Genomic DNA, 26,922 nt, shown 5'->3' on the forward strand with positions numbered 1-26,922 from the left:
CATCCTTGTGGATAGATGTTAAAGAATGCTTTAATTTCAAAACACACCATTCAAGCAGGCTTTCACACCATGCGCAGCACGGGCACCTACGCCATCTGCAAGACCTGGGCATCGTGGCCGAGATGACTGGCCAGAAAAAAAACCGCAGCTACAGTTACCAACAATACATCGCGCTGCTGGCGCTTTGATGAAAACTAGGGCAGGCGCATGACCGAAGACCAACTCGAACAAGAAGCCCTGGCCTGGCTGGCCGAGTTGGGCTATGCGGCCCACAGCGGGTATGACATAGCCCCCGACGGCCCCAACCCCCAGCGGGCCAGCTACCGCCAGGTGGTGCTGCCGTTGCGCCTGCGCGCGGCCATCCAGCGCCTGAACCCCCGCATTCCCAGCGCTGCCCGCGAAGACGCGCTGCAGCGAGTGCTGGACCTGGGCATTCCGGCCTTGCTGTCAGCCAACCGCGCCTTCCACAAGCTGCTGGTGGGCGGCGTACCCGTGCAGTACCAGAAGGACGGCGAAACCGTGGGCGACTTCGTGCGCCTGGTTGACTGGTCTGACCCGTCGCGCAACGAGTTCTGGGCCGTCAACCAGTTTTCCATCAAGGGGGCCCACCACACCCGCCGCCCCGATATCGTCCTGTTCGTCAACGGTCTGCCGCTGGTGCTCATCGAGCTGAAGAACCCCGCCGACGAAGCCGCCGACATCTGGAAGGCCTACGACCAGCTTCAGACCTACAAGGTGCAAATCCCCGACGTGTTCCAGTACAACGAGGTGCTGGTCATCTCGGATGGAACCGAAGCGCGCATGGGCAGCCTGTCGGCCAACGCCGAGCGCTTCCTGCAATGGCGCACCATCGACGGGGTGAACCTGGACCCGTTGGGAGAGTTCAACGAGTTGCAGACCCTGGTACGCGGGTTGCTGGCCCCGTCTTACTTGCTGGACTACCTGCGTTACTTCGTGCTGTTCGAGGACGACGGCGGGCTGGTCAAAAAGATCGCCGGTTACCACCAGTACCACGCGGTACGGGCCGCCATTGGCCATGTGGTGGCCGCATCCCGTCCCGACAGCCCGCCGCAGGTACAGGGCAAAGGGGGTGTGGTGTGGCACACGCAAGGCAGCGGCAAGAGCATCACCATGACCTGCTTTGCCGCCCGCGTGATGCAGGAACCGGCGATGCAGAACCCCACCATCGTCGTCATCACCGACCGCAACGACCTGGACGGGCAGCTGTTTGGCGTGTTCAGCCTGGCCCAAGACCTGTTGCGCGAAACCCCGGTGCAAGCGAGCACCCGGCAGGAGCTGCGGCAACTGCTCAGCAACCGGCCCTCGGGCGGCATAGTCTTTGCCACCATCCAGAAATTCATGCCGGGTGAGGACGAAGACATGTACCCGGTGCTGTCCGACCGGCGCAACATCGTCGTCATTGCCGACGAGGCCCACCGCACCCAGTATGGGTTTGAGGCCAAGCTGAAGACCAGGAAGGTGCGCGGCGCCCAAAGCGGAGCCAGCTTCGGTGCGGTGTCCACCAGCGACGGCGAGCATGTGGTCCAGGCTGCCACCGCCGAATTCGCCCCACCCGAATACAAGACCAGCCCCCAGGTGGCGTATGTGGCAGGTTATGCCCAGCACCTGCGCGACGCCTTGCCCCATGCCACCTTCGTGGCCTTCACCGGCACCCCGGTCAGCAGCACCGACCGCGACACCCGCGCCGTCTTTGGCGACTACATCCATGTCTATGACATGCAGCAGGCCAAGGAGGACGGCGCCACGGTCGCCATCTACTACGAGAGCCGCCTGGCCAAGCTGAAGCTCAAGGAAGAAGACCTGCCGTTGATAGACGACGAGGTGGACGAACTGGCCGAAGACGAAGAAGAAAGCATCCAGACCCAGCTCAAGAGCCGCTGGGCTGCCTTGGAGAAGGTGGTGGGCGCCGAACCCCGCGTGGCCAGCGTGGCCGCCGACCTGGTGGCCCACTTCGAGGAACGCAACAAGGCCCAGGAAGGCAAGGCCATGATCGTGACCATGAGCCGAGACATCTGCGTCCACCTGTACAACGAGATCATCAAGCTGCGCCCCGACTGGCACAGCGACGACCCGGAGCAGGGCGCCCTCAAAATCATCATGACCGGCAGCGCGAGCGACAAGGCGCTGCTGCGCCCGCACATCTACAGCAGCCAGGTCAAGAAGCGGCTGGAAAAACGCTTCAAAGACCCCAATGACCCGCTGCGCATGGTCATCGTGCGCGACATGTGGCTCACGGGCTTCGATGCGCCTTGCGTGCACACCATGTACGTGGACAAGCCCATGAAGGGCCACAACCTGATGCAGGCCATTGCCCGCGTCAACCGGGTGTTCAAGGACAAGCAGGGCGGACTGGTGGTGGACTACATCGGCATCGGCAACGAGCTGAAAGCTGCGATGAAGGAATACACCGCCAGCAAAGGCCGTGGCAAACCGACGGTAGATGCGCACGAGGCCTTGTCGCTACTGCTGGAAAAGCTCGACGTGCTGCGCACCATGCTGCACGGCTACGACTACAGCGCCTTCAAGACCGGGGGCCACAAGGCCCTGGCGGGTGCCGCCAACCACATCCTCGGTCTGCCATCCGAAACCAAGGACAAGGCCGGCAAGCCGGTGCGCGACGGCAAGAAACGCTTTGCTGATGCCGCGCTCGCCATGAGCAAGGCCTTCAGCCTTTGCTGCACGCTCGACGAGGCCAAGGCCCTGCGCGAGGAAGTCGCCTTCATGCAGGCGGTCAAGGTCATCCTGACCAAGCGCGACATCTCCGCCCAAAAGAAAACCGACGAACAGCGAGACGCGGCCATCCGCCAAATCATCGGCCAGGCGGTGGTGAGCGAATCGGTGGTGGACATCTTCGACGCCGTGGGCTTGGATAAGCCCAACATCGGCCTGCTGGACGACGAATTTCTGGCCCAGGTGAAAAACCTGCCAGAACGCAACCTGGCGGTGGAGCTGCTGGAACGCCTGCTGGAAGGCGAAATCAAGAGCAAGTTCGCCACCAACGTGGTGCAGCAAAAGAAATTCAGCGACCTGCTCAGCAGCGTTATCACACGCTACCAGAACCGCAGCATCGAGACCGCGCAGGTGATGGAAGAGCTGGTAGAAATGGCCAAGAAGTTCAGAGAGGCCGCGAGCAGAGGCGAGCAGCTGGGCCTGTCCGACGATGAGGTGCGTTTTTACGACGCTCTGGCCAACAACGAATCAGCGGTGAAAGAATTGGCAGATGAGACGCTCAAGAAAATTGCCCACGAGCTGACTGAAAACCTGAAAAAGAACATCACCGTGGACTGGGCACAGCGCGAGAGCGTGCGCGCCACACTGCGGCTGATGGTCAAGCGCATTCTGCGCAAGTACAAGTACCCGCCAGACCAGACGGAAGCGGCCATTGAACTGGTGCTGCAGCAGGCGGAGACGATTGGTGAGAGCTGGGTCTGATGAGCACTTTGGGCTTCAGCTGGCCCGACAGACCGCGAAGCCTGGTCTCGATGGATTCGTGATAGATTCGCCAATTTCGCCAAATATTTAACATAATACAAATCGTATTTACCTAATGGGTAAGCCCCCAACAGTGCGGCCTTCCTCGGAAAGCCGCAGACCCACACTGGGTTTGGGCCTACCATTCGGCCTGCTGCGTACTGCTGCGCCATGCGAGCAATCTTTTTATCCAGGGACACAGAAACACCATGCGAATCCTTCACACCATGCTGCGCGTCGGCAATCTTGAGCGCTCCATCGGGTTCTACACCAAGGTGCTGGGCATGCAACTGCTGCGCACCTCGGAGAACCCCGAATACAAATATTCCCTCGCTTTTCTAGGCTACGAGGGCGGCAACCCGGCGCAGGCAGAAATCGAGCTCACCTACAACTGGGACGTCAAAAGCTACGACCATGGCAACGCCTATGGCCACATCGCCATCGGCGTGCCTGACGCCTATGCCGCGTGCGAGCGCATCCGCGCGACCGGCGGCCAAATCACACGCGAGCCAGGGCCGGTCAAGGGCGGCACTACGGTGATCGCTTTCGTCACCGACCCCGACGGCTACAAAATCGAGCTCATCGAGCGCGCTGACGACAGCAAGAGCGGTCAGGGTTTGCGCTGACAGAAAGGGCCATCATCGTGAATGTCACCGCTTTCGTCGAAAAATTGCAGCGCTTGCCGGAAGACAAGCAAGTCGAACTTTTAGACTATCTCGACTATCTTTCGGCACGTTTTGCCGCCCCCGTATCCCTGCACTTGGACACTTGGGGCGAGCGTGATTTTGCACGCCTTGCACTTGATCAAGCGATGCGCGACATGGAGGATGAGGTTGGTCTTTATTCCGAGGAAGACCTCAAGGAACGCTGGTCATGAAGCAAGCCGGCCAGATCGCTCTTGTGCCATTTCCTCACACGGATTTCAGTGCAAGCAAATTACGCCCAGTTCTGCTGCTGCGGCGTGCATCGCAGAAATTTGACGATTGGCTGGTCTGCATGGTCTCCTCCCAGATTCATCAAGCTGAGCCAGGGCTGGATGAATTGCTACTGCCAGAGCAAGCCGATTTTGCCCTGACGGGGCTGAAAGTCCCGAGCGTGTTGCGCTTGTCGCGCCTGGCAACCATCGACGGCGGCTTGCTGGCGGGCTCTATCGGCGCTTTGCATCCTGATCGCATTCGCACAATCCGTCTGCGACTCGGAAATTGGCTGGTCGCAGAGGATCGTCCCTACCCAGGGTGACGAGCTCTGCCGCCACGCCACGCCTCATTCCACCGGACGCGCTATCCAGTCGGTGATGATGTCCACGGCCTCCTGCTCCATGCCGATGAAGCCGTGCCAGTGGAAAGCTTCGCAGGGGTCGCCCGTCGGGTTTTCGCCGCCTTGCACCATGACGAGCTTTTTCACGCTCGCGTTTTTGAGCCCGCGGAGAATCGCTGGCACTTCGTAGGAGCGACACAGCGGGCAGGCATCTTTTTCGTGATGCAGCACCAGCACGGGCACTTTAATCGCGGCCAGGTCTTGTTTGGGGACGGCGCCGGGTTTGTTGTAGCTGACGACGCTCGAAGTCAGCACCAGACCTGCAACCTCTCCTTGCAGGTGAATCGCTGCCGCCGTCGCAGAAATGGTGCCGCGGCTGGTGCCCACGAGCCATACCGGGGCATCGGAGCGGGTTTTGATGAAGTCGAGCACTTTGCGCACATCGGCCATGTGCGCTTCGCTGGTGCGGTCGGTGTAATCGAGCTCGCGCAAGTCGCTGGGGCGCCCGAAGATCGCGACGTTGAAGCCCTTGGCGACGAACAATGGCGCCGAGCGCACGAGGAAGTTGCCGCTGGTGGCCCTGCCCTCCTCGACCTTGCCAAAGCCACCGCCACCGCCCGGAAACAGCAGCAGCGTAGCTTTGGCATTGGTGGCGGGTTCCCAGAACAAGGTGGTGACGACGCCCTCGCGTGTGGGCAGCTTGAACATGGTGCCGGCCTCTGCCGCCAAGGGCGCACCAAGCAGTCCAAGGCAAACGATGAACAGGCCCCAGGCCCTGCGCGTTCCACTGCGCAAAAAACAAAGTGCTCGCATGGTGAGTTCCGAGCAAAAACGTATTACGCCTTGGCCCCGCGCCCCGCGCGCCAGGTGCCGAAGATGGCGAGCAGCCCCGGCACCAAAATCAAAGCCCAGATGATCTTTTCGATGTGCATGCGCACCCAGGGCAGATTGCCGAAGAAATAGCCGGCCGAGCAAATGCCCAGCACCCACAAGAGCGCGCCGCCCACGTTGTAGGCGCTGAACTTGCCGCGCCCCATGTGCGCCACGCCCGCGACGAAAGGCGCGAAGGTGCGGATGAAGGGCATGAAGCGCGCCAGCACGATGGTGATGCCGCCGTAGCGCTCGTAAAACTCATGCGCCTGCAGGAAGGCGCGGCGGTTGAACCAGCGCGAATCCTCCCACTGGAACACCTTGGGGCCGACGTAGCGCCCGATCGAATAGTTGCACTGGTCACCGAGCACCGCGGCAAGCAGCAACACCGCGCAGGCCGGCGCGAAGCCCATGAGGCCCGCGCCGCTCAGCGCACCCACCATGAAGAGCAGCGAGTCGCCGGGCAAAAATGGCATGACGACCAGGCCCGTCTCTACGAACACTATCAAAAAGAGCAGCGCATAGACCCACAGGCCGTAGTTCTGCACGAACATTTCGAGGTATTTGTCCACGTGCAGGACGAAGTCGATCAGGAAGGTCACAAACTCCATGGTGCTTTCGGCGAGAGGAAGGGGGAGCGGTATTATCCCCAGCCTGAAAATCCCCTTGGCCCTCGCCACGCCATCGCCCTCGCTTAGCTTTTCCCCCTGCCCTCCCTGCCCCGCCTGCGCCGCGGGCTGCCGCCTTGCCCCATGCCTGCTTCCGCGATCCGCCGCTCCATCCGTGAACTGCCCGACGAGCTCATCAGCCAGATTGCCGCAGGCGAGGTGGTCGAGCGCCCGGCTTCGGTGGTGCGCGAGCTTGTGGACAACGCGCTCGATGCCAGCGCCACGCAAATCACCGTGCGCCTGCTTGCGGGTGGCGTGCGCCTGATCGCCGTGGAGGACGACGGCAGCGGCATCGCGCCCGACGAACTGGCGATTGCGCTGCGCCGCCACGCAACGAGCAAGATCACGAGCCTGCACGACCTCGAAACCGTGGCGACCATGGGTTTCCGTGGCGAGGCGCTCGCGGCCATCGCCTCTGTGTCGGAGCTCGCGCTGCTGTCGCGCCCGCCCGAGCAGGCGAGCGCCTTTTTGCTCGACGCGCGCAGCGGCGAACTGCGCCCGGCGGCGCGCGGCGTGGGCACGACGGTGGAAGTGAAGGAGCTGTTTTTCTCCACGCCCGCGCGGCGCAAGTTCCTCAAGTCCGACGCCACCGAGCTCGCGCACTGCATAGAGGCCGTGCGCCGCCACGCGCTCGCGCGGCCCGACGTGGGCTTTGCCATCTGGCACGAAGGCAAGCTCGTCGAGCAGTGGCGCGCCACCTGGACGCCGGGTGCGCCGCCCTCCCCTGACGCGCTCGAGCGGCGCCTGGCCGACGTGCTCGGCAGCGACTTCGTGACGCAGTCCGTGGCCGTACAGCACCAGGCGGGCCGCGTCACGGTGACGGGGCGCGCAGGATTGCCCGACGCGGCGCGCGCGCGCGGCGACCAGCAATACTGCTACGTCAACGGGCGCTTCGTGCGCGACAAGGTGCTCACGCACGCGGCGCGCAGCGCCTATGAAGACGTGCTGCACGGGCAAAAGCAGCCGATTTACGCGCTCTACGTCGAGCTCGACCCTGCGCGCGTCGATGTCAACGTGCACCCGACCAAGATCGAGGTGCGCTTTCGCGACAGCCGCGAAGTGCACCAGGCCGTGCGCCACGCGATCGAAGACGCTCTCGCGGCGCCGCGCGCCGCCCTGCTCGCCAAGCAGGGTGCAAACCTTGCGCCGAGCGCGCCGCAGCTGCGCCCAGCGGGCAGCGACGATTCAAGGCCAAAATGGCTTCAAACCAAGGCGTGGCAAGCGCAAGCAGCTATGCAATTTGAGGATGGCGCGGGCCACCGCGTGCACGACCTCGCCGCGCTGTGGGGGGCGCCGCCCTGCCCTGCCCCAGCGTCGGCAATGCCTGACACCGAGCCCGCGCTGGCTACTACCGCCGGTGCCTATGCAGGCGACGCCGCACACGCCTTGGCGCCGCTGCCCCTGGGCGTACAAGAGCGCGCCGGCACGTTTCGCATTGCACCAACGCCACCATCGACGCAAGCCACCACCGCCACACCCGACAATCCGGCGCCGCATGCCGACGCGTCCATGCCGCTGGGCCAGGCCATCGCGCAACTGCACGGCATCTACATCCTGGCCGAAAACGCGCAGGGGCTGGTGCTCGTCGATATGCACGCGGCGCACGAGCGCATCGTCTATGAACGCCTCAAGGCGCAGGCCGCCCAGGGCGCGCGCATCGCGAGCCAGCCGCTGCTGATACCGGCCACGTTCGCAGCCACGCCCGAGGAAGTCGCCATGGCCGAAGAAGCCGTGGAACTGCTCGCCACGCTGGGACTGGAAGTGACGCCGTTTTCGCCCAAAACGCTTGCGGTGCGCGCCGTGCCCGCGGTGCTCGCGCAGGCCGAGCCCGTGGCACTCGCGCGCAGCGTGCTCGCCGAGATCGCGGCGCACGGCCTCAGCGGCGTGGTGCAGCGCGCGCACGACGAGCTGCTGGCCACCATGGCCTGCCACGGCGCCGTGCGCGCGAACCGGCGCCTCTCCATCCCCGAGATGAACGCGCTGCTGCGCCAGATGGAAGTGACCGAGCGCTCCGACCAGTGCAACCACGGCCGCCCGACCTGGCGCCAGCTCACGCTGCGCGAGCTCGATGCGCTGTTTTTGCGCGGGCGCTGACCCACTGTATCGTGCCGTGCACCTCCTCCTGATCGAAGACGACGCACCGCTCGCGCGCGCCCTGCTCGACTTTCTCGCGGGCCAGGGTTTCGTGGGCCAATGCGCGCCCAGCCTGGCGCAGGCGCGCGTGCTGCTGCCGCTCGCGCACTGGGATGCAGTGCTGCTCGACTGGCAACTGCCCGACGGCGAAGGGCTCACGCTGCTGCCGCTGCTGCGTCGCCAGCTGCCGGGCAGCCCCGTGCTCATGCTCACGGCGCGCGACCAGATCACCGACCGCATCCGCGGCCTCGATGCCGGCGCCGACGACTACCTCGTCAAACCTTTCGACCCGCAAGAGCTGCTCGCGCGCCTGCGCGCCGTGGAGCGGCGCATCAGCGGCATGCACAGCGCCGTGCTGCGCATGCCGGGGCTGGAGATCGACCTGGGCCGCCACCAGGTGCTGCGCGACGGGCAGCCGGTCGAGCTCACGGCCAAGGAATGGGCGCTGCTGCGCGTGCTCGCCCTGCGCCCCGAGCGCATCCACACGCGCGAGAGCCTGCAAGGCGCGCTCTACGGCCTCGACGGCGACGCGAGCAGCAACACGCTCGAAGTGTTCATCAGCAACCTGCGGCGCAAGATCGGGCGCGAGCGCATCCAGACGCTGCGCGGACTGGGCTACCGGCTGCAACTGGGTGCCACATGAGGGCGCGACCCGAGAACGCCAGGAGGACGCGATGAGGAAAGCCCCCGCGAAAGTGCGCCGTACGCGCAGCCTCTCGTGGGCGCTCACACGCGCGCTGCTGCCCTGGACGGGGCTGCTGTGGCTTGCCACCAGCATCGCCGTGGGCTGGTACATGCAGCACGAGCTCGAGGCGCAGCTCGACGCCGGTCTCGTGCAAAGCGGCGAACGCCTGCTCGATCTGGCCTCGCACGACGCGCGCAACCACCGCCTGCCAAGCCAGCGCGACGGCACGCTGTTTCGCCAGGAGGTGCCGCACCTCAACCTTGGCAACGCCGGCGCGAGCGTGATGTTTTACCAGGTGGTGAACGACCGCAACGAACTGCTGCTGCGCTCGTCCGACGCGCCGCACCGCGCCCTGCCGGTGCCGCTGCGCACGGGCTTTGCCAACGCCCAGGGCTTGCGCATCTATACCCTGGCGCACCCGGACATGCCCATGTTCATCCATGTGGCCGACACGCTCGAATACCGCCGCGCCGCGCGCAACGAGACCTTGGCGGGGCTGCTGCTGCCCTTGCTCGTACTGCTGCCCGCCTACGCGCTGTTGATCCGCGCCATCACGCGCCGCACCCTGGCCCCGGCAGGGCGGCTCGCGCGCGAACTGCAGCGGCGCGACGGGAGCCACCTCGCGCCCGTGCCCGAACAAGACTTGCCGACCGAATTGCAGACCATTGCACACAGCGCCAACCACCTGCTGCAGCGCCTGGCGGACGCGCTCGACACCGAGCGCGCGCTGGCCGCGAACGCTGCGCACGAGCTGCGCACGCCACTCGCCACCGTGCGCCTGCACCTGCAGACCGCGCTGGAACAAGTGCCCGACGGCAGCGGGCGGGCACCGCTGCAGCAAGCGCAGGTGGCGCTCGAGCGCCTCAGCCGCCGCTGCGAAAAGCTGCTGCAGCTCTCGCGCGCCGAATCGGGCGCGGCGCTCGCGCAAGAGCGCGTCAACCTCGGCCAGCTCGCCGCCGCGGTGGCACAGGAATTCTGGGCTGCCGACGCCAGCCTGCTGCAGCGCCTGCAACTCGTGCTGCCCGAACACACCGACGTGTGGGTGCGCGGCGACTTTGACGCACTCGCGATCGCGCTGCGCAATCTGGTCGAAAACGCCCAGCGCTACGCCCCCAACGACCCCATCGTGCTCGAAGTCCGCGCACCCGCCCGCTGCAGCGTGCGCGACCAGGGACCGGGCATGGCGCCCACGCAGATCGCCCAGCTGCTGCAGCGCCACCAGCGCGGCCAGGCTACTTCCGGCACCGTATCGCCCGGCACGTCTGCGCATGGCGTGCGCGTGCCGGGCTATGGCCTGGGCCTCTCCATCGTGCAAACCATTGCCGAGCGCCAGGGCGGGCGGCTCAGCCTGCTGTCGCCCCCCGAGGGGCAGGATTCTGGGCTTGAGGCCGTGCTGGAACTCGTACCAGCCTGAGAGGCTGAGAGTCTTTCGTCCATGGCCGCCTTGCACACCCAAACACTCCCGCTCGTCGTTGCAAATGCTCGCCATAGCCCGCGCTATGGCTGCGCTTTGCGCCGCTATCGGTGGCGTTTGGATGCGCCTTTCGGCCACGGCTGAAAAATTCTCAGCCTCTGACTCCGCGGGCCCGGCAGCGCCGCCGCCATTCATCTTGCCTTCAGGAAAAAGCCTTATCGTTACGCCCCGTGCGCCACTATGGCGCGATCCACAACGACAGGGGTTTTCCACATGCCAACGCATTTGCCCGCACGCTGGGCGCTGCGCGTGTTTCTTGGTGCATCGCTCGGCGCGGCTGCGGCCTGCGGCGTGCAGGCCGCACAGACGCAGCAACCGCCACCAACGCCAGCAAGTCCCACAGCAACAAAGGCAGCGGCCCCAGCCGCAAGCAAACCTGCTTCCTCCGCTGCTGCCGCAAGCTCCACGGCAAATGCCGCAAGCCCAAACCTGGCCCCCATTGCCTGGAGCGATGCGCAGGCGCAGGCCGCAGGCGTGCGCACGCAGGTGGTCACCGCCGATGCGACCGGCGCGGCCGCGGGCATGGTGCTGCAGGGCACGGTGGAGCTGCCGCCGCAGGCCGTCGAAGTGCTCAGCGCGCCCTTGGCCGGGGTGGTGCAGCGCGTGTTCGTGGGCGCGGGGCAGCAGGTGCCGGCGGGCGCGCCGGTGGCGCAGCTGCTGAGCCCCGAGCTCGTCGCCTGGCAGCGCGAGCTGCTACAGGCACAAGAGCAGGAGCGGCTTGCTGCGAGCCGGCTGGCGCGCGACGAAAAGCTGCATTCCGAAGGCATCATCGCAGGCTTGCGGCTCGAAGACAGTCGCGCCCAGCACCGGCTCGCGCAGCTGAATTTGCAGGAGCGCCAGCAGGCGCTGCGCCTGGCCGGGGCGGCGCCCGCGGGTGGGCAGCTGCAGCCCGCACTCGCGGTGCGTGCCACGGCGGCGGGCACGGTGCTCGAAGTGCTGGCCGCACCCGGCCAGCGGCTCGAGGCCGGCATGCCGGTGGCCAAGCTCGCGCGCAGCGGGCAATGGGCGATCCGCCTGCAGGCCACGCCGGCGCAGGCGCAAAGCCTGCAAGTGGGCGACTTGCTGCGCGTGCCGGGCTGCAAGGCGCCCGCACGCCTCGCGGCCATCGTGCCGCAGGTGGACGCCGGCAACCAGATGGTGCAGCTGCGCGCCGACTTCAACGCCAAGGAAGACTGCCTGCGCGCAAACCAGTTCGTGCAGGCCACGGTGCTCGCAGGCGCTACGCCTTCAGGAGCTTCTCAGGCAGTATCCACGGGCGCTTTGCTCGCATTGCCTGCTGAAGCCGTGGTGCGCAACCAGGGCCGCGCCTACGTGTTCGTCAAAACCCCCAAGGGCTTCGTGCCCACGCCGATCGAGGTGGCCAGCGAAAGCGGCGCCAAGGTGCAGGTGCGCGCGGGCCTGCGCAGCGGCGCCGAGGTCGCCGTGCGCGGCCTCGCCGCGCTCAAGGGCGCGTGGCTGGGCATGGGCGCTGAGGAGTGACGATGCTGTCCCGCCTGATTGCCTTTTCACTCGCGCAGCGGCTGCTCGTGGCCGTGCTCACGCTGGGGCTGCTGGCCGCAGGCGTGCTGGCGCTGCGCGACCTGCCGATCGACGCCTTTCCCGATGTCTCGACCACGCAGGTCAAGATCATCCTCAAGGCGCCGGGCATGACGCCCGCCGAGGTCGAAACGCGCATCGTCGCGCCCATCGAGCAGGAGCTGCTGGGCATTCCGCACCAGGTGATGCTGCGCTCGCAAAGCAAGTACGCGATTGCCGACATCACGCTCGACTTTGCCGACGGCACCGACATCTACTGGGCGCGCCAGCAGGTCAGCGAGCGGCTCGCGGGCGTGATGGGCGACTTGCCCGCAGGCACCGCGGGCGGGCTTGCGCCCATCACCACGCCGCTGGGCGAAGCCTTCATGTTCACCATCGAAGGGCCGGCGAGCCTGGCCGAAAAGCGCCGCGTGCTCGACTACGTGGTGCGCCCGCGCCTGCGCGACCTGCCCGGCGTGGCCGACGTGAACACGCTGGGCGGGCTGGTGCAAACCTTCGAGGTGGTGCCCGACGTGGCGGCGCTGGCTGCGCGCGGCGTGTCGCTGCAGCAGCTGCAGGACGCGCTCGCGGCCAACAACCGCAATGACGGCGCCGGGCGCCTCTCGAGCGGTGAAGAGTCGCTGCTGGTGCGCAGCGACGGCAGCATCCGCTCGCTCGACGACGTGCGCGCCATCGCCATCACGCAGCGCGGCGGCAACGCCGTGCGCGTGGGCGACGTGGCCACGGTGCAGCTGGGCGCGCTCACGCGCTACGGCACGGTGACCGAAAACGGCCAGGGCGAGGCCGTCGAAGGGCTGGTGCTAAGCCTGCGCGGCGCCAACGCCAAGCAGCTCGTGCAGGACGTGAAAGACCGCCTGCAGGAGATCCAATCCAGCCTGCCCAAGGACATGAGCATCACGCCGTTTTACGACCGCGGCAACCTCGTGGGCCGCGCCGTGGGCACGGTGACCAAGGCGCTGCAGGAGGCCATCGTGCTTGTGCTGGTGCTGCTGCTGCTGTTTCTGGGCAACCTGCGCGCGGCCCTCGTGGTGGCCCTGATCCTGCCGCTGTCGGCGCTGGCCACGTTCGTGCTCATGCAGCAGTGGGGCTTGTCGGCCAACCTGATGTCGCTGGGCGGCCTGGCGATTGCGATCGGCATGCTGGTGGATGCGGCCGTGGTGGTGGTGGAGAACATCGAGGCGCACCAGGGCGAGCGCAGCGTCTCGCGCCTGCACATGCTCTACCGCGCCACGCAGGAGGTGGCCACGCCGGTGGCCGCGGGCGTGCTGATCATCATGATCGTGTTCCTGCCGCTCTTGACCCTGCAGGGGCTGGAGGGCAAGCTGTTCGGCCCGGTGGCGCTGACCATCGTGTTTGCGCTCGGCGCTTCGCTGCTGCTGTCGCTCACCGTCATCCCGGTGCTGGCCTCGGTGGCGCTCAAGCAGAGCGGCCACCACGGCAGCCCCTGGCTGGTGCGCAAGCTCGAAGCCGCGTACCAGCCGCTGCTGCACTGGGCGCTGGGCCATGCGCGCGTGGTCATCGTCGCAGCGCTGCTTGCGCTCGTGGGCGCGGCGCTGCTCTTTCCGCTCATCGGCAAGTCGTTCATGCCCACGCTGGACGAGGGCGACATCATCATGCAGGTGGAAAAGCTGCCCTCGATCAACCTTGCGCAATCGGCCGCCACCGACATGGCGCTGCAGCGGCGCATCCTGGCGGCCGTGCCCGAGGTGCAGCGCATCGTCGCGCGCGTGGGCTCGGACGAGCTCGGGCTGGATCCGATGGGGCTCAACGAAACCGACACCTTTTTGGTGCTCAAGCCGCGCGAAACCTGGCGCTTTCAGACCAAGGAAGAGCTCGTGGACGCGATCCGCAAGGCCGCTGGCGCCATTCCCGGCGTGAACCTGAGCTTCACGCAGCCGATTGAAATGCGCACTTCGGAAATGCTCTCGGGCGTGCGCGGCGACCTGGCCATCAAAATTTTCGGCCCCAACGCCGACGAGCTCTCGCGCCTTGCGGCGCAGGTGGTGCAGACGGTGCAAGCGCTGCCCGGCAGCGAGGACGTGCTCACGGCGCAAAACGGCGGCGTGCAGTATTACCGCATCGCCATCGACCGCGTGGCCGTGGGCCGTCTGGGGCTCACTGTGGATGAGGTGCAAAACGACCTGCGCGCCTTGGTGGAAGGCCGGCGCGTGGGCGTGGTGATGCAGGACATCCGGCGCGTGCCGCTGGTGGTGCGCGGCAGCGAGGAACTGCGCCTGTCGCCCACCGAATTCGCGCAGCTGCGCCTGCCCCTGGCCGACGGGCGCACGGTGGCACTGAGCCAGATCGCCCAGCTCGAGGTGATCGACGGGCCCGTGAAGATCGAGCGCGAAAAATCCATGCGCATGGCCGTGGTGCGCGCCAACGTGCGCGGGCGCGACCTGGTGGGCTTCGTCGAAGAGGCCAAGGCCGCCGTGGCGCAAAAGGTGCCGCTGCCCGCAGGCTACAGCCTGGCCTGGGGTGGCCAGTTCGAAAACCAGCAGCGCGCCGCCGCGCGCCTCACGATGGTGGTGCCGGTGGCGCTGGCGCTGATTGTGGGCGTGCTGTTTGCCACGCTGGGCAGCCTGCCGCAGGCGATTCTGGTGTTCGTGAACATTCCGCTGGCGCTCATCGGCGGCGTGGTGTCGCTCGCGATTTCGGGCGAATACCTGTCGGTGCCGGCCTCAGTGGGCTTCATTGCGCTCATGGGCATCGCGGTGCTCAATGGCCTGGTGCTGGTCACCTACTTCAACCAGCTGGCCGCGCGCGGCATGCCTGTGGAAGAAGTGGTGCGCCAGGGCTCGCTGCGCCGCCTGCGCCCCGTGCTCATGACGGCCAGCATCACCGCGCTGGGCCTGATCCCGCTGCTGCTGGCGACCGGGCCGGGCTCCGAAATCCAGCGCCCGCTCGCGGTGGTGGTGATCGGCGGGCTGGTCAGTTCCACGCTGCTCACGCTGGTGGTGTTGCCGATTCTGTACCGGCGCTTTTTCGACCCGGCCGCGCACCGCGCCAAGCCGGCAGCAACCCAGGGGGCCGCATGAGCCGCAACCAATCCACCATGGCGCCCGACTGCCTCCTGACGCTGGCGCTGCCACAGGCACTCGAAGAAGAACTGCTCGACGCGCTGCTGGCCCTGCCCGAACAGGTGCCGGGGTTCACCGTGCTGCAGGCGCAAGGCATGGGCGCGCACGTCGCCCTGCCCTCCTCCATGGAGCAGGTCACGGGCCGCGCGCGGCGTGTGCTGGTGCAGGTGGCACTGCGGCAAGACCACGTGCCCGGCTTGCTGCAAGCCCTGAAAACACACCTGCCCAGCCCGCAGATCGCTTACTGGATCGTGCCCCTGCTGGCTTTTGGACGATTGGGAGATATTGCGTGAGATTCCGCCTGAAGTTTTGCATTCCAGCGGGCCGTCGCCCTTGCTTTCCCCATGGCTTGCGCGCGCTGTCCCTGGCCCTCGCGGCCGCGGGTGGGTGGACGGCCGCCGCGGCGCAAACCCCGCCGCCCGTGCTGCCGCCCGAAGCCAGCGTGCGCGCAGTGCTCGCGAGCCTGCCGCAGGTGCGCGCAGCCACCGCCGGCATCGACCTGGCGCAGGCGCGCAAACGGCGCTTGGATGCAGGTCCCTACGACTGGGTGGCCAAGATGGCTTACGACCGCCGCGTGGCCGCGCAGGGCCAGCGCTTTGCCGAAGGGGAAATCGGCGTCGAAACCGGGCTGCGCTGGCCCGGCAAGCAGCGCACCGACGCGCAGCTGGGCGAAGGCGAGGTGCAGATCGGCCAGTTTGCCTACGCCGACGCCTGGCATGAGGCCGCGCGCACGCTGCTGCGCGACTGGTTCGGTACGCTGCGCGAACTGCACAGCGCCAAGGTGCTGCAAGCGCAGGCCGAGCTCGCGCAGGCGCAGCTTTCCGCCATCGAACGCCGCGTGCAGGCCGGCGAAGCCGCCAAGCTCGACACCCTGGCCGCGCAGGCCGAAGCCGCGCGCATCCAGGCCCAGGCCGTGCGCACGCGCGCCCAGGCACAGCTGCTGCAGCAGGCCTTGCAGCGCCAATACCCGGGCCTGCCGCTGCCCAGCGACGCGGGCCTGGAAGAGGCGGCTCTGGAGAGCACCGAAATTTCCGTGCCCGACTGGGCGCAAAAAATCCTTGCCGACAACCACGAGCTCGAGCTCGCCCAGGCGCGCGCCGCGCAGGCGCGCCTGCAGGCGCGCCGCACCGAGCAGGAGCGCACGGGCGACCCCACGGTGGGCGTGCGCGCGCGGCGCGAGCGCAGCGGCGAAGAGCGCATCTGGGGCGCCTACCTTTCGATCCCGCTGGGCAGCGCAGGCCGCCGTGCCGACGCGCAGGCCGCCGCCGCGCAGGCCGAAATGGCGCAGCAGGAGTACGAACGCACGCTCCAGCGCGTCACCACCGACGCCTGGCGCGCCGCGAGCGAAGCGCAGCAAATGCACACCACCTGGCAGCAATTGCGGCGTGCCTGGCAGCAGATCGCACAAAGCGCGCAACTGCAGGCGCGCGCCTACGAACTCGGCGAAAGCCCGCTCGCCGACCTGCTGCTGGCGCGGCGCAACGCGCTCGAAGCGCAGCTCGCGGCCGACGGCGCCGCGCTCGACGCCATGCAGGCGCAGGCACGCCTGCTGCTCGATGCGCACCACATCTGGGCAGCGCCTGAAGAGGGCGCACATTGACGCAATGAATTGGTGCAGACGCACCAAAATAAGGCATTCCCTCATGTTTTTTCGACATAATGGGCGGCTTTTCATCATTATTTCGTCACAAACTTTTCTGGAGAAAGTCCTCCTATGCCCATGCCCTACGCATCCGTCGGCAGCTTCCTGGCCCAAGTGGCACAGCGCAACCCCGGACAGCCCGAATTCCTGCAAGCCGTCACCGAAGTCATGGAGAGCCTGTGGCCGTTCATCAGCGCGCATCCGCGCTACGCCGAACACGGTTTGCTCGAACGCCTGGTCGAGCCCGAGCGCGTCGTGATGTTCCGCGTCTCCTGGGTCGATGACCACGGGCGCGTGCAGGTGCAGCGCGGCTACCGCATCCAGCACAGCATGGCGATCGGCCCCTACAAGGGCGGCTTGCGCTTTCACCCCTCGGTCAATCTGTCGGTGCTCAAATTTCTGGCCTTCGAGCAGACCTTCAAAAACGCGCTCACCACCTTGCCCATGGGCGGCGGCAAAGGCGGCTCCGACTTCGACCCCAAGGGCAAGAGCCCCGGCGAGGTAATGCGCTTTTGCCAGGCCTTCGTGACTGAGCTGTTCCGCCACGTAGGCTCGGACACCGACGTGCCTGCGGGCGACATCGGCGTGGGCGGGCGCGAAGTCGGCTTCATGGCCGGCATGTACAAAAAGCTCAGCAACCGCGCCGACTGCGTGTTCACCGGCAAGGGATTGTCGTTTGGCGGTTCGCTGATCCGCCCTGAGGCCACGGGCTACGGCACGGTGTATTTCGCCAGCGAAATGCTCAAGCGCAAGGGCCGCATTTTCGAGGGGCTGCGCGTGTCGGTCTCCGGCTCGGGTAACGTGGCCCAATACGCGGTGGAAAAGGCCATGCAGCTCGGTGCCAAGGTGGTCACGGTGTCCGATTCGAGCGGCACGGTGATCGACGAAGACGGCTTCACGCCCGAAAAGCTCGCGATTCTGATGGACGTGAAAAACCACCACTACGGCCGGGTGAGCGACTACGCGCAGCGCACGGGCACACATTTCGAGCCCGGCGTGCGCCCCTGGCATGTGCCCGTGCATGTCGCCCTGCCCTGCGCGACGCAAAACGAGCTCGACGAAAAGGACGCAGCAACGCTGATCCGCAACGGCGTGCTCTGTGTCGCCGAAGGCGCCAACATGCCTTCCACGATCGAAGCGGCCAAGGCTTTCGAGGCCGCCGGCGTGCTCTATGCGCCCGGCAAGGCCAGCAATGCGGGCGGCGTGGCCACTTCGGGGCTCGAGATGAGCCAAAACGCCACACGCCTGTCCTGGCCGCGCGAGGAAGTCGATGCACGCCTGTTGCAGATCATGCAAGGCATCCACGAGGCTTGCCTGCAATACGGCCAGCGTGCTGACGGCAGCGTGAGCTACCTCGACGGCGCGAACATCGCAGGCTTCGTCAAGGTGGCCGACGCCATGCTCGCGCAAGGCGTGCTGTAAGGCGTGCGGCGCGCGTCAGCGCACGCTGCGCGCGGCGCCTGTCTGCTACGCTAGGTGCATGCCCGCATCCCCTTCAACCGCCTTGCACCCAGGCCTTGCGATCGTCCTGCTTGCGCTGCTGCTGAGCATCCAGCCCGTCACCACTGACTTGTACCTGCCTGCACTGCCCGCGCTCACGCGCGACCTTGCGGCGCCCGTGGCGGCGGCGCAGCTGAGCCTGAGCGGCTTGCTGCTGGCCTTCGGCGGCACGCAACTGCTGTGGGGGCCGCTGTCGGACCGCTACGGGCGCCGCCCCGTCTTGCTCGCGGGTTTGGCGGCGTACTGCGCGGCTTCCGTGGCATGTGTGGCGGCGCCCTCGATGGCATGGCTGATTGCGTGGCGCGTCGTGCAGGGCGCGGCCATGGGCGCCGTCGTGATGACGGGGCGCGCCATCGTGCGCGACCTGTACCTGCCGCTGGCTGGCGCGCGCGCCATGTCCAAGGCGCTCACCGGGCTGGGCGTGGTCGCGTGCCTGAGCCCGCTGCTCGGCGCCTTGCTCACGGAATGGCTGGGTTGGCGCGCGGCGCTTGCGGCGCTTGGCGTCTATGCGCTGGTGACGCTCGGCCTGATTGCCCGCTATTTGCCCGAAACGCTGCTGCAGCGCAACCCGCGCGCGCTGCAGCCAGTCGTGCTCGTGCGCACCTGGGCCCAGGTGTTGCGCCACCCCACGTTCTGGGCGTTCTCGCTGCTGACCACGGCGAGCTACGGCGGGCTTTTCACCTTTTTGGCGGCTTCTTCGTTCGTGTTCATCGACGTGCTGGGGCTCACGCGCACGCAATATGGCGCGGCGCTGCTGTCCAACGCCTTCGCTTATCTGCTGGGCACCTTGCTGTGCCGGCGCCTGCTGCTGCGCGTAGGCTTGCGGCGCACGGTGGCCATCGGCGGCCTGCTGAGCCTTTGCGGTGGTGGCCTGGTCGCCATCGTGGCCTTGCTGGGCTGGCACAAGGCTTGGGCTTTGCTCGCGCCGTTTTACCTGTTCATGCTGGGACACGGCATCCACCAGCCTTGCGGGCAGACGGGCGCGGTCGGGCCGTTTCCGCAGGCTGCGGGCGTGGCATCGGCCTGCAACGGCTGCATCACCATGCTGGTCGCGTTTGGCATCGGCCGTTGGGTGGGCGCGCACCTCGACGGCAGCGTGTGGCCGCTCGTGCAAGGGATTGGGGTAAGTGCCGTGGCGCTGGCAGTCATCGCCTGGACGCTGGTGCCGCGGTTTGGCGAGCCCCAAGCGGCATGACGACTGCATCCTCCAACTCCCTGCCCGTGCTCGCGATCGCCGGGCCCACGGCCTCGGGCAAGACGGCGGCGGCGCTGGCCTTGGCGCAAGCGCTTGCGCCGCACATGCCGGTGGAGATCATCAGCGTGGACTCGGCGCTGGTCTATCGCGGCATGGACATAGGCACCGCCAAGCCGACGCCAGCCGAGCGCGCTGAGGTGCCGCACCACCTGATAGACATCCGCGAGCCAAGCCAAACCTACAGCGCCGCCGAGTTCGTGCACGATGCCCGCAGGCTGATCGCCGAAATTCGCGCGCGCGCCGCCCTGCCCCTGCTCGTGGGCGGCACCATGCTGTATTTCAAGGCCTTGTTCGAGGGCCTGGATGCCCTGCCCCCAGCCGACGCCAGCGTGCGCGCTGCCATCGACGCGCGCGCCGCGGCGCTGGGCTGGCCCGCGTTGCACGCCGAACTCGCGCGCATAGACCCGGCCACGGCCGCGCGCCTGAGCCCCAACGACAGCCAGCGCATCCAACGCGCGCTCGAGGTGTGGCAATTGACGGGCCAGCCGCTTTCGAGCCTGCATACTCACAAAAAAAGAGCTGACAGCGCAGACGCAGCAAGCTCTACCGCCCTTTTTTCTTTGGAGCCGCAAGACCGCACCTGGCTGCATGAGCGCATCGCGCAGCGTTTCGATGCGATGCTCGCAGCGGGTTTTCTCGACGAAGTGCGCGCCTTGCGCGCGCGCGGCGACCTGCACGCAGACCTGCCTTCGATGCGCAGCGTAGGCTACCGTCAGGCTTGGGAGGCGCTCGACGCCGAGGCAGCGAGCGGCGCCCCGCTCGACGTGGCGCACTTGCGCGAACGCGGCATCGCCGCCACGCGCCAACTGGCCAAGCGCCAGATCACCTGGCTGCGCGCCATGCCCGAGCGCCACCCCATTGCGTGCGACCACGCCAACGCTATCGAACGACTGGTGCAGGCCGTACTGGAACGGCTGCCTTTCTAAAAAATCAAAACAGAGCCGCCGCCTTCTCACCGATCAGTCGATTTTCAGACGCTGCGTTGCACCAGATTGCTTTTTGGGCAAAGTGAGCGTCAAAACGCCGTTGTCGTATTTGGCCTTGGCCTGGGCCGCATCGACGTCGGCAGGCAATTGAAAGCTGCGCTCCACGGCGCCGTAATAGCGCTCGGAACGCAAAACCTTCTCGCCTTCTTTCTTTTCGTCTTTCTGCTGCACTTCAGCACGCAGGCTCACGACGTTGCCGTCAATGGAAACCTGGATATCGTCTTTTGGAACGCCGGGGATTTCTGCATGCACGGTGTAGGCGGCGTCGTCTTCCTTGACGTCGATTTTGATTTTTGACGGGTTCGGCAAGGCGTCGCCGTGCAGCGGACGCACGTAAAAAGCCGGCGCAAAATCCTTGAAAAAGTCATCGAAAATGCTGCGTGGAACGAGAGAACTCATGACACTTCCTTTCGCTGAAATCGCCCGGCACCATACCAGGCGCTGCGCTTCAATTGGAAGTTGAGCAGCGGATTTCAAGCCCGCCACGACAGCCCTGGCGGCGCCGCTTGATGGTGTGCAAAACCAGACGCCAAACCAGGCTCGTGCACTACCTCACTTCGGCGCCGCCCGCCGGCGGGCAACCCAGGCAACGAATTCCCCCATGATGCCGCGGCGGAACGCGAGCACGCACACAACGAAGATCAGACCCGTGACGATGGAGACGGACTCTCCCAGGGTCTGAAACCACTCCACGCCCGTCAGCCTCGCGAGGAAATAACCCAGCTCGCCGATCTTGTTTTCGACCAGCACCACCACGGTAGCGCCCGCGAGAGGCCCCGCCAGCGTGCCGAGCCCACCGACCAGGGTCATCAGCACCACATGGCCCGATGCCGACCAGTGCACGTCGCTGAGCGTGGCAAAGCCGAGCACCAGAGTTTTGAGCGAACCCGCGAGCCCCGCCAGCGCGGCAGAGAGCACGAACGCCAGCAGCTTGAAGCGGTTGGTGTCGTAACCCAGTGAGATCGCGCGCGGCTCGTTTTCCTTGATGGCCTTGAGCACCTGCCCGAACGGCGAATGGATGGTGCGCACGATCAAAAGGAACGCCGCCACGACCACGGCGAGCGCGACGTAATACATCGACAGGTCGCTTTGGAGGTCGAGCAGCCCCAAGAGCTTGCCGCGCGGCACGCCCTGCAGGCCATCCTCGCCGCCCGTGAATGGCGCTTGCAAGCACACGAAAAACAGCATTTGCGCCAGCGCCAGCGTGATCATGGTCGAGTAAATGCCCTGGCGGCGTATGGCCAGGTAGCCCACGATCAGCCCCAGCAAGGCGCCGCTGGCCGTGCCCAGCAGCAGGCCAATCTCGGGCGTGAAGCCCCAGACCTTGATCGCATGACCGGCCACGTAGGCCGCGCCGCCAAAAAACGCCGCGTGCCCGAAAGACAGCATGCCCGTATAGCCCAGCAGCAGGTTGAACGCCGACGCAAACAGCGCAAAGCACAGCAGCGTCATCATGAACACGGGATAAGCACCGAGCAGCGGTGCGAGCAGCAGGCCCACGAGCAGCAGGCCATAACCCAAAATGGAAATGCGGTGGAACGTCATGCCGTCAGCCCCTCATTTTTCTTTGCCGAACAGGCCCGCGGGGCGGATCAGGAGGACGATGACCATGATGACGAAAACCACGGTGGAAGATGCTTCGGGGTAGAACACTTTGGTGAAACCTTCGATCACCCCGAGGCCCAGCCCCGTGATGATGGAGCCCAGGATGGAACCCATGCCGCCGATCACGACCACCGCGAACACCACGATGATGAGGTTTTGCCCCATGAGCGGGGTGACTTGGTAAACGGGAGACGCGAGCACACCCGCAAATGCGGCCAGCGCGGAGCCGAAGGCATAGGTCAGCGTGATCATGACCGGCACATTGACCCCGAAGGCCTCCACGAGCCGCGGATTCTCGGTGCCGGCGCGCAGATAGGCACCCAGGCGTGTTTTTTCGATCACGAACCAGGTGGCGATGCACACGGTGAGCGAGGCCAGCACCACCCACACGCGGTAGTTGGGCAGCATCATGAAGCCAACGTCGGTGGCCCCCTGCAGCAATTCGGGCGTGTCGTAGCCCAGGCCCGACACGCCGTAGATGGAGCGGAAAAAACCTTCGACCAGCAGCGTCAGCCCGAGCGTGAGCAGCATGCCGTAGAGATGGTCGAGCTTGTAGATCCAGCGCAGCAGCAGGCGCTCGATGAGCACGCCGAAAATTCCCACCAGCAGGGGCGCAACCAGCAGCATCACCCAGTAGTTGACGCCGAAGTAGGTCGCGGCCATCCAGGTGAACAGCGCGCCCATCATGAACAGGGCGCCGTGCGCGAAGTTGATGACGTTGAGCAGGCCAAAGATCACCGCCAGCCCCAGGCTGAGGATGGCGTAAAAAGAGCCGTTGACCAGCCCCAGCAAGAGCTGGCTCAACAGGCCGGGCAAGGAGACGCCGAAGATTTGCATGGATTCGCTGCAAAAAGGTGGGGATGGCGCGCGCCGGCCAGTGGATTCATACCGGCGCGCCGACGCGATGCAGGCTCACTTCCAAAGCGCGCACTTGCTCTCGGCCTTGGTGGTGAACACCTGTTCGCCGGGCAGTTTTTTGATGAGCTTGTAGTAGTCCCAGGTGCCTTTGGATTCGGCGGGCGACTTGACCTGCATCAGGTACATGTCGTGCACGTAGCGGCCGTCGGCACGCAGGTAGCCCGAGCCGAAAAAGTCGTTCATCTTCATGTTGCGCCAAGCCGCCATGACCTTGTCGGCGTCTATGCTCTTGGCGGCTTCGACGGCCTTGAGGTAGTTCATCGTCGCCGAGTAGTCGGCGGCCTGGATTTCGGTCGGGCGGCGGTTGGTTTTCTGCATGAAGCGGTCGGCGAACTTGCGCGTCTCGTTGTTCATGTCCCAGTACCAGCTCGTGGTGAACTGCAGGCCTTCGGTGTTGCGCAGGCCCAGGCTGTGGATGTCGCTGAAGAAAATCAACAGGCCGGCGAGCTTCATGGTTTTGGTGATGCCGAATTCCTTGGCCGCCTTGATCGAGTTGACCGTGTCGCCCCCGGCGTTGGCCAGGCCCAGCACCTGCGCCTTGGAATTTTGCGCCTGCAGCAGGAACGAGGAAAAATCCGACGCGTTCAACGGGTGGCGCACAGCACCCACTACCGTACCGCCCTTGGCCTTGACCACGGCGCTGGTGTCGGCCTCGAGCGCGTGGCCGAACGCGTAATCAGCTGTCAGAAAGAACCAGCTTTTGCCGCCGCCGTCGACGATGGCACCGCCCGTGCCTTTGGCCAGCGCCACCGTATCGTAGGCGTAGTGCACGGTGTAGGGGCTGCACTGCTCGTTGGTGAGGGCCGAAGTGGCTGCGCCGTTGTCGATGAACACGCGCTTTTTCTCCTGCGCCACCTTGGCCATGGCGAGCGCCGCGCCCGAATTCGTGCCGCCGAACACCATGGTCAGCCCCTGCGTGTCTATCCACTCGCGCGCCTTCGCGGCGGCGATGTCGGCCTTGTTCTGGTGATCGACGGAGAGCAATTCGATCGGCATGCCCAGCACCTTGCCACCAAAGTCGTCGATCGCCATCTGGATCGCGACGGCGCCGTTTTTGCCCTCGACGTCGGCGTAAAGGCTGGACATGTCGGAGATGTAGCCGATTTTGACCTTGTCTTGCGCGACGGCGGCGCTGCTGCCGATAGCGGCCAGCAGGCATGCAAGGGCTATGCGGTGGTAATGCTTCTTCATGTCAATCTCCTGGTTGAAAAGACGGGGTTGAAATTTCGACAACGGCTCCTCGTGGGAATCATTGCCACAGCGCGCACTTGCTCTCTGCCTTGGTCGTCCAGACCTGTTCGGGCGGCAGCTTACCGAGCAATTTGAAATAGTCCCACGGCTCCTTGGATTCCGCAGGGGCCTTCACCTGCATCAAATACATGTCGTGGGTGAAACGGCCATCGGGGCGCACGTGGCCCTGGCCGTAGAAATCGTTGACGGGCATGGACTTGATTTTGGCCATCACGGCATCGGCGTCCGTGGTTTTCGCGGCCTGCACGGCCTTCAGGTACGTCATGACCGAAGAATAATCGGCCGCCTGCAAGTCGGAAGGCATGCGCCTGGTTTTGGCGAAAAACTTGCGTCCGAAAACGCGCGTCTGCTCGTTCAAATCCCAATACCAGCTCGTGGTGAACATCAGCCCTTCGGCGGTTTTCAAACCCAGGCCCTGGATGTCGGTGATGAAAATCATCATCGCGGCCATTTTCATGGTTTTGTCGATGCCAAACTCTTTGGCGGCTTTGACGGCATTGATGGTGTCGCCGCCGCCATTGGCCAAGGCCAGGATTTTGGCCTTGGAGTTTTGCGCCTGCAGCAAAAAGGAGGAAAAATCCGACGCATTGATCGGATGGCGCACACTACCGAGCACGTGGCCGCCCTTGGCCTCGATGACCTTGGCGGCGTCCTTTTCCATCGCTGTGCCGAATGCGTAATCCACGGTCAGAAAAAACCAGTCCTTGCCACCTTGATCGACGATGGCCCCGGCCGTGCCTTTGGCCAGCGCCACGGTGTCGTAGGCGTAGTGCACGGTGTAGGGGCTGCATTGCTCGTTGGTCAGCAGTGAAGTACCCGCACCGTTGACGAAATACACGCGCTTTTTGTCCGCAGCAAGCTTGGCCAGCGCGAGCGCGACGCTCGAATTGGTGCCGCCCACGAGCATGGTCAGGCCCTGATTGTCGACCCAGTCACGCGCCTTGGACACGGCGACGTCGGCTTTTTGCTGATGGTCGGCCGTGAGCAATTCGATCGGTTTGCCCAGTACCTTGCCACCAAAATCGTCGATGGCCATCTGGATCGCCAGCGCGCCGTTTTTACCGTCTGCATCGGCGTAGTTGCTTGCCATGTCGGTGATGAAACCGATTTTGATTTTCTCTTGCGCCACAGCCAGTCCGCAAAATGCGGCAAACAGAGAAAACGCCACGCTGGCGCGCTGAATATGCTTCATTCTTGTCTCCTACGGTTTTTTATTTTCAATATCGCTTCACTTCCAAAGAGCGCATTTGCTTTCGGCTTTGGTCGTGAAAACCTGTTCTGCGGGCAATTTTGCGACCACTTTGTAATAATCCCAAGGCTCCTTGGATTCGGCTGGCGACTTCACTTGCATCAGGTACATGTCATGCATGAAACGACCGTCCGCGCGCACGTAGCCCTTGGCGTAAAAATCATTGATCGGCGTGGACTTTATTTTCGCCACCACGGCATCCGCGTCCGTGGTTTTGGCTGCCTCCAAGGCTTTGAGGTAGGTCATGGTTGCCGAATAATCGGCCGCCTGGATGTCGGTGGGCATGCGCTTGGTTTTGGCAAAGAATTTGCGCCCGAAGGCGCGCGTCTGCTCGTTGAGGTTCCAGTCCCAACTGGTGGTCAGCAGCAAACCCTCGGTATTCTTGAGGCCCAGTGAATGTACGTCGGTGAGGAACACCAGCATACCGGCGATTTTCATGGTCTTGGTAATACCGAATTCCTTGGCCGCCTTGATCGCATTGATGGTGTCGCCGCCCGCATTCGCGAGGCCCAGAATCTGCGCCTTGGAGCTTTGCGCCTGCAGCAGGAACGACGAAAAATCCGAGGCATTCAGTGGATGGCGCACGCTGCCGAGCACGCGCCCGCCCTTTTCCTTGATCACCTTGGCCGCGTCCTGCTCCATGGCGCTGCCAAAAGCATAGTCGGCGGTCAAAAAGAACCAATCCTTGCCGCCCTGCTCGACCACAGCGCCCGCCGTGCCTTTGGCCAAGGCCACGGTGTCGTAGGCGTAGTGCACGGTGTAGGGGCTGCATTGTTCATTGGTGAGTTGCGAAGCACCCGCACCGTTGACCATGTAGACGCGCTTCTTTTCCTGCGCTACGCGGGCTAGCGCCAGGCCGACGGCAGAGTTGCTGCCGCCGAACAGCATGGTCAAGTCCTGCGTGTCTATCCACTCGCGCGCCTTGGTCGCGGCGAGGTCGGGCTTGTGCTGGTGGTCCATGGTCAAGAGCTCGATCGGCTTGCCCAGCACCTTGCCGCCGAAGTCGTCGATCGCCATCTGGATGGCGAGGGCGCCATTTTTGCCTTCCACATCGGCGTAGTTGCTCGACATGTCGGTGATGAAGCCGATCTTCACCTTGTCTTGCGCATGCGCGAGTGGGCCGGCGGCGACGAAGCCCGCGATGCCCAGGAGAGAAACCAGCTTGCGTAGAGAGTGTTTCATGCTTGCTACCTTAAGTGAAAAGGATGCGAAAACAGGCGTGGCGAAAGTTCACACCCCGAGCAACTCGTTGAGCACCGGCATCTTGGCATCGAGCTCGTCGGCATTGAATTGCTCGACGATGCGTCCATGCTCCATGACG

The 26,922-nt window shown here is 65.1% G+C and carries 22 protein-coding genes and 1 pseudogene; 14 read left to right on the plus strand and 9 right to left on the minus strand.

Annotated elements, in window-relative coordinates; all coding sequences use genetic code 11:
• Positions 1–207 precede the first annotated feature (207 nt).
• The 4 genes from PYV55_RS14930 to PYV55_RS14945 all read left to right on the plus strand — a co-directional run bounded on the left by PYV55_RS14930 (position 208) and on the right by PYV55_RS14945 (position 4,731).
• Entirely contained in the window at positions 208–3,453 is a 3,246-nt protein-coding gene (locus tag PYV55_RS14930) for a type I restriction endonuclease subunit R (RefSeq protein WP_275852769.1), read from the plus strand.
• 248 nt (positions 3,454–3,701) lie between these two features.
• On the plus strand, positions 3,702–4,118 hold the full coding sequence (gene gloA / locus PYV55_RS14935) for a lactoylglutathione lyase (protein WP_275852772.1): 417 nt from the start codon (positions 3,702–3,704) through the stop codon (positions 4,116–4,118).
• A 17-nt stretch (positions 4,119–4,135) separates the two neighbouring features.
• Positions 4,136–4,369 carry a hypothetical protein gene (locus tag PYV55_RS14940; protein WP_275852775.1) on the plus strand — a complete coding sequence of 78 codons (234 nt, stop codon included), beginning with the start codon at positions 4,136–4,138 and terminating at the stop codon, positions 4,367–4,369.
• Positions 4,366–4,731: a type II toxin-antitoxin system PemK/MazF family toxin gene (locus PYV55_RS14945; RefSeq protein ID WP_275852778.1), complete on the plus strand. Its 366-nt coding sequence runs from the start codon at positions 4,366–4,368 to the stop codon at positions 4,729–4,731. The genes PYV55_RS14940 and PYV55_RS14945 overlap by 4 nt, the downstream gene beginning before the upstream one ends.
• A 24-nt stretch (positions 4,732–4,755) precedes the next feature.
• Here the strand turns inward: PYV55_RS14945 and PYV55_RS14950 are convergent, their stop codons facing one another.
• A complete protein-coding gene (locus PYV55_RS14950) occupies positions 4,756–5,562 on the minus strand; it encodes an alpha/beta hydrolase (protein ID WP_275852781.1) in 807 nt (268 codons plus the stop codon).
• Positions 5,563–5,585: 23 nt separating this feature from the next.
• On the minus strand, positions 5,586–6,230 hold the full coding sequence (locus tag PYV55_RS14955; protein WP_275852783.1) for a DedA family protein: 645 nt from the start codon (positions 6,228–6,230) through the stop codon (positions 5,586–5,588).
• Positions 6,231–6,371: 141 nt separating this feature from the next.
• On the opposite strand from PYV55_RS14955, the gene mutL reads away from it, so the two are divergent.
• From mutL to miaA, 10 genes are all read left to right on the plus strand, one after another.
• Positions 6,372–8,381, plus strand: a complete 2,010-nt coding sequence (mutL, locus tag PYV55_RS14960; RefSeq protein ID WP_275852785.1) for a DNA mismatch repair endonuclease MutL — start codon at positions 6,372–6,374, stop codon at positions 8,379–8,381.
• Between the two features lie 16 nt (positions 8,382–8,397).
• Positions 8,398–9,063 (plus strand): response regulator, encoded by a 666-nt coding sequence (locus PYV55_RS14965; RefSeq protein WP_275852788.1) that lies wholly within the window; start codon positions 8,398–8,400, stop codon positions 9,061–9,063.
• Between the two features lie 31 nt (positions 9,064–9,094).
• Complete coding sequence (locus PYV55_RS14970) at positions 9,095–10,519, plus strand: sensor histidine kinase (RefSeq protein WP_275852789.1); 1,425 nt, start codon at positions 9,095–9,097, stop codon at positions 10,517–10,519.
• A 273-nt stretch (positions 10,520–10,792) separates the two neighbouring features.
• The gene (locus tag PYV55_RS14975) at positions 10,793–12,058 is read left to right on the plus strand and encodes an efflux RND transporter periplasmic adaptor subunit (RefSeq protein WP_275852791.1); all 1,266 of its coding nucleotides are present in this window, start codon (positions 10,793–10,795) and stop codon (positions 12,056–12,058) included.
• A gap of 2 nt (positions 12,059–12,060) precedes the next feature.
• Complete coding sequence (locus PYV55_RS14980; RefSeq protein WP_275852793.1) at positions 12,061–15,153, plus strand: efflux RND transporter permease subunit; 3,093 nt, start codon at positions 12,061–12,063, stop codon at positions 15,151–15,153.
• On the plus strand, positions 15,150–15,488 hold the full coding sequence (locus PYV55_RS14985) for a DUF3240 family protein (protein ID WP_275852796.1): 339 nt from the start codon (positions 15,150–15,152) through the stop codon (positions 15,486–15,488). The genes PYV55_RS14980 and PYV55_RS14985 overlap by 4 nt, the downstream gene beginning before the upstream one ends.
• A gap of 56 nt (positions 15,489–15,544) precedes the next feature.
• Positions 15,545–16,795, plus strand: coding sequence for a TolC family protein (locus PYV55_RS14990; RefSeq protein ID WP_275852798.1), 1,251 nt, complete (start codon positions 15,545–15,547; stop codon positions 16,793–16,795).
• Between the two features lie 120 nt (positions 16,796–16,915).
• Positions 16,916–18,259 (plus strand): NADP-specific glutamate dehydrogenase, encoded by a 1,344-nt coding sequence (gene gdhA, locus PYV55_RS14995; RefSeq protein ID WP_275852799.1) that lies wholly within the window; start codon positions 16,916–16,918, stop codon positions 18,257–18,259.
• Positions 18,260–18,317: 58 nt separating this feature from the next.
• Complete coding sequence (locus PYV55_RS15000; protein WP_275852801.1) at positions 18,318–19,532, plus strand: multidrug effflux MFS transporter; 1,215 nt, start codon at positions 18,318–18,320, stop codon at positions 19,530–19,532.
• Entirely contained in the window at positions 19,529–20,518 is a 990-nt protein-coding gene (gene miaA, locus PYV55_RS15005; RefSeq protein ID WP_275852803.1) for a tRNA (adenosine(37)-N6)-dimethylallyltransferase MiaA, read from the plus strand. Before PYV55_RS15000 ends, miaA begins: the two co-directional genes overlap by 4 nt.
• Positions 20,519–20,551: 33 nt before the next feature.
• Here the strand turns inward: miaA and PYV55_RS15010 are convergent, their stop codons facing one another.
• From PYV55_RS15010 to PYV55_RS15040, 7 genes and pseudogenes are all read right to left on the minus strand, one after another.
• Positions 20,552–20,977: an Hsp20/alpha crystallin family protein gene (locus tag PYV55_RS15010; protein WP_275852833.1), complete on the minus strand. Its 426-nt coding sequence runs from the start codon at positions 20,975–20,977 to the stop codon at positions 20,552–20,554.
• A 153-nt stretch (positions 20,978–21,130) separates the two neighbouring features.
• The gene (locus PYV55_RS15015; protein ID WP_275852805.1) at positions 21,131–22,123 is read right to left on the minus strand and encodes a branched-chain amino acid ABC transporter permease; all 993 of its coding nucleotides are present in this window, start codon (positions 22,121–22,123) and stop codon (positions 21,131–21,133) included.
• 12 nt (positions 22,124–22,135) lie between these two features.
• Positions 22,136–23,020 carry a branched-chain amino acid ABC transporter permease gene (locus PYV55_RS15020; protein ID WP_275852807.1) on the minus strand — a complete coding sequence of 295 codons (885 nt, stop codon included), beginning with the start codon at positions 23,018–23,020 and terminating at the stop codon, positions 22,136–22,138.
• A gap of 75 nt (positions 23,021–23,095) precedes the next feature.
• A complete protein-coding gene (locus tag PYV55_RS15025) occupies positions 23,096–24,292 on the minus strand; it encodes an ABC transporter substrate-binding protein (RefSeq protein WP_275852810.1) in 1,197 nt (398 codons plus the stop codon).
• 58 nt (positions 24,293–24,350) lie between these two features.
• Positions 24,351–25,544: an ABC transporter substrate-binding protein gene (locus tag PYV55_RS15030; protein WP_275852812.1), complete on the minus strand. Its 1,194-nt coding sequence runs from the start codon at positions 25,542–25,544 to the stop codon at positions 24,351–24,353.
• A gap of 36 nt (positions 25,545–25,580) precedes the next feature.
• Positions 25,581–26,783 (minus strand): ABC transporter substrate-binding protein, encoded by a 1,203-nt coding sequence (locus PYV55_RS15035; protein ID WP_275852815.1) that lies wholly within the window; start codon positions 26,781–26,783, stop codon positions 25,581–25,583.
• A gap of 48 nt (positions 26,784–26,831) precedes the next feature.
• Positions 26,832–26,922: pseudogene (locus PYV55_RS15040) on the minus strand (ABC transporter ATP-binding protein); the annotation flags it as partial.

It is taken from the genome of Extensimonas soli (assembly GCF_029211265.1).
GTDB lineage: Bacteria > Pseudomonadota > Gammaproteobacteria > Burkholderiales > Burkholderiaceae_C > Extensimonas > Extensimonas soli.

Bases quoted from the DNA above. Each gene is read 5' to 3' on its own strand.
- PYV55_RS14930 (WP_275852769.1), top strand. From the start codon at position 208: ATGACCGAAGACCAACTCGAACAAGAAGCCCTGGCCTGGCTGGCCGAG.
- gloA (WP_275852772.1), top strand. From the start codon at position 3,702: ATGCGAATCCTTCACACCATGCTGCGCGTCGGCAATCTTGAGCGCTCC.
- PYV55_RS14945 (WP_275852778.1), top strand. From the start codon at position 4,366: ATGAAGCAAGCCGGCCAGATCGCTCTTGTGCCATTTCCTCACACGGAT.
- PYV55_RS14950 (WP_275852781.1), bottom strand. From the start codon at position 5,562: ATGCGAGCACTTTGTTTTTTGCGCAGTGGAACGCGCAGGGCCTGGGGC.
- PYV55_RS14955 (WP_275852783.1), bottom strand. From the start codon at position 6,230: ATGGAGTTTGTGACCTTCCTGATCGACTTCGTCCTGCACGTGGACAAA.
- mutL (WP_275852785.1), top strand. From the start codon at position 6,372: ATGCCTGCTTCCGCGATCCGCCGCTCCATCCGTGAACTGCCCGACGAG.
- PYV55_RS14970 (WP_275852789.1), top strand. From the start codon at position 9,095: ATGAGGAAAGCCCCCGCGAAAGTGCGCCGTACGCGCAGCCTCTCGTGG.
- PYV55_RS14975 (WP_275852791.1), top strand. From the start codon at position 10,793: ATGCCAACGCATTTGCCCGCACGCTGGGCGCTGCGCGTGTTTCTTGGT.
- PYV55_RS14980 (WP_275852793.1), top strand. From the start codon at position 12,061: ATGCTGTCCCGCCTGATTGCCTTTTCACTCGCGCAGCGGCTGCTCGTG.
- PYV55_RS14985 (WP_275852796.1), top strand. From the start codon at position 15,150: ATGAGCCGCAACCAATCCACCATGGCGCCCGACTGCCTCCTGACGCTG.
- gdhA (WP_275852799.1), top strand. From the start codon at position 16,916: ATGCCCTACGCATCCGTCGGCAGCTTCCTGGCCCAAGTGGCACAGCGC.
- PYV55_RS15000 (WP_275852801.1), top strand. From the start codon at position 18,318: ATGCCCGCATCCCCTTCAACCGCCTTGCACCCAGGCCTTGCGATCGTC.
- miaA (WP_275852803.1), top strand. From the start codon at position 19,529: ATGACGACTGCATCCTCCAACTCCCTGCCCGTGCTCGCGATCGCCGGG.
- PYV55_RS15010 (WP_275852833.1), bottom strand. From the start codon at position 20,977: ATGAGTTCTCTCGTTCCACGCAGCATTTTCGATGACTTTTTCAAGGAT.
- PYV55_RS15015 (WP_275852805.1), bottom strand. From the start codon at position 22,123: ATGACGTTCCACCGCATTTCCATTTTGGGTTATGGCCTGCTGCTCGTG.
- PYV55_RS15020 (WP_275852807.1), bottom strand. From the start codon at position 23,020: ATGCAAATCTTCGGCGTCTCCTTGCCCGGCCTGTTGAGCCAGCTCTTG.
- PYV55_RS15025 (WP_275852810.1), bottom strand. From the start codon at position 24,292: ATGAAGAAGCATTACCACCGCATAGCCCTTGCATGCCTGCTGGCCGCT.
- PYV55_RS15030 (WP_275852812.1), bottom strand. From the start codon at position 25,544: ATGAAGCATATTCAGCGCGCCAGCGTGGCGTTTTCTCTGTTTGCCGCA.
- PYV55_RS15035 (WP_275852815.1), bottom strand. From the start codon at position 26,783: ATGAAACACTCTCTACGCAAGCTGGTTTCTCTCCTGGGCATCGCGGGC.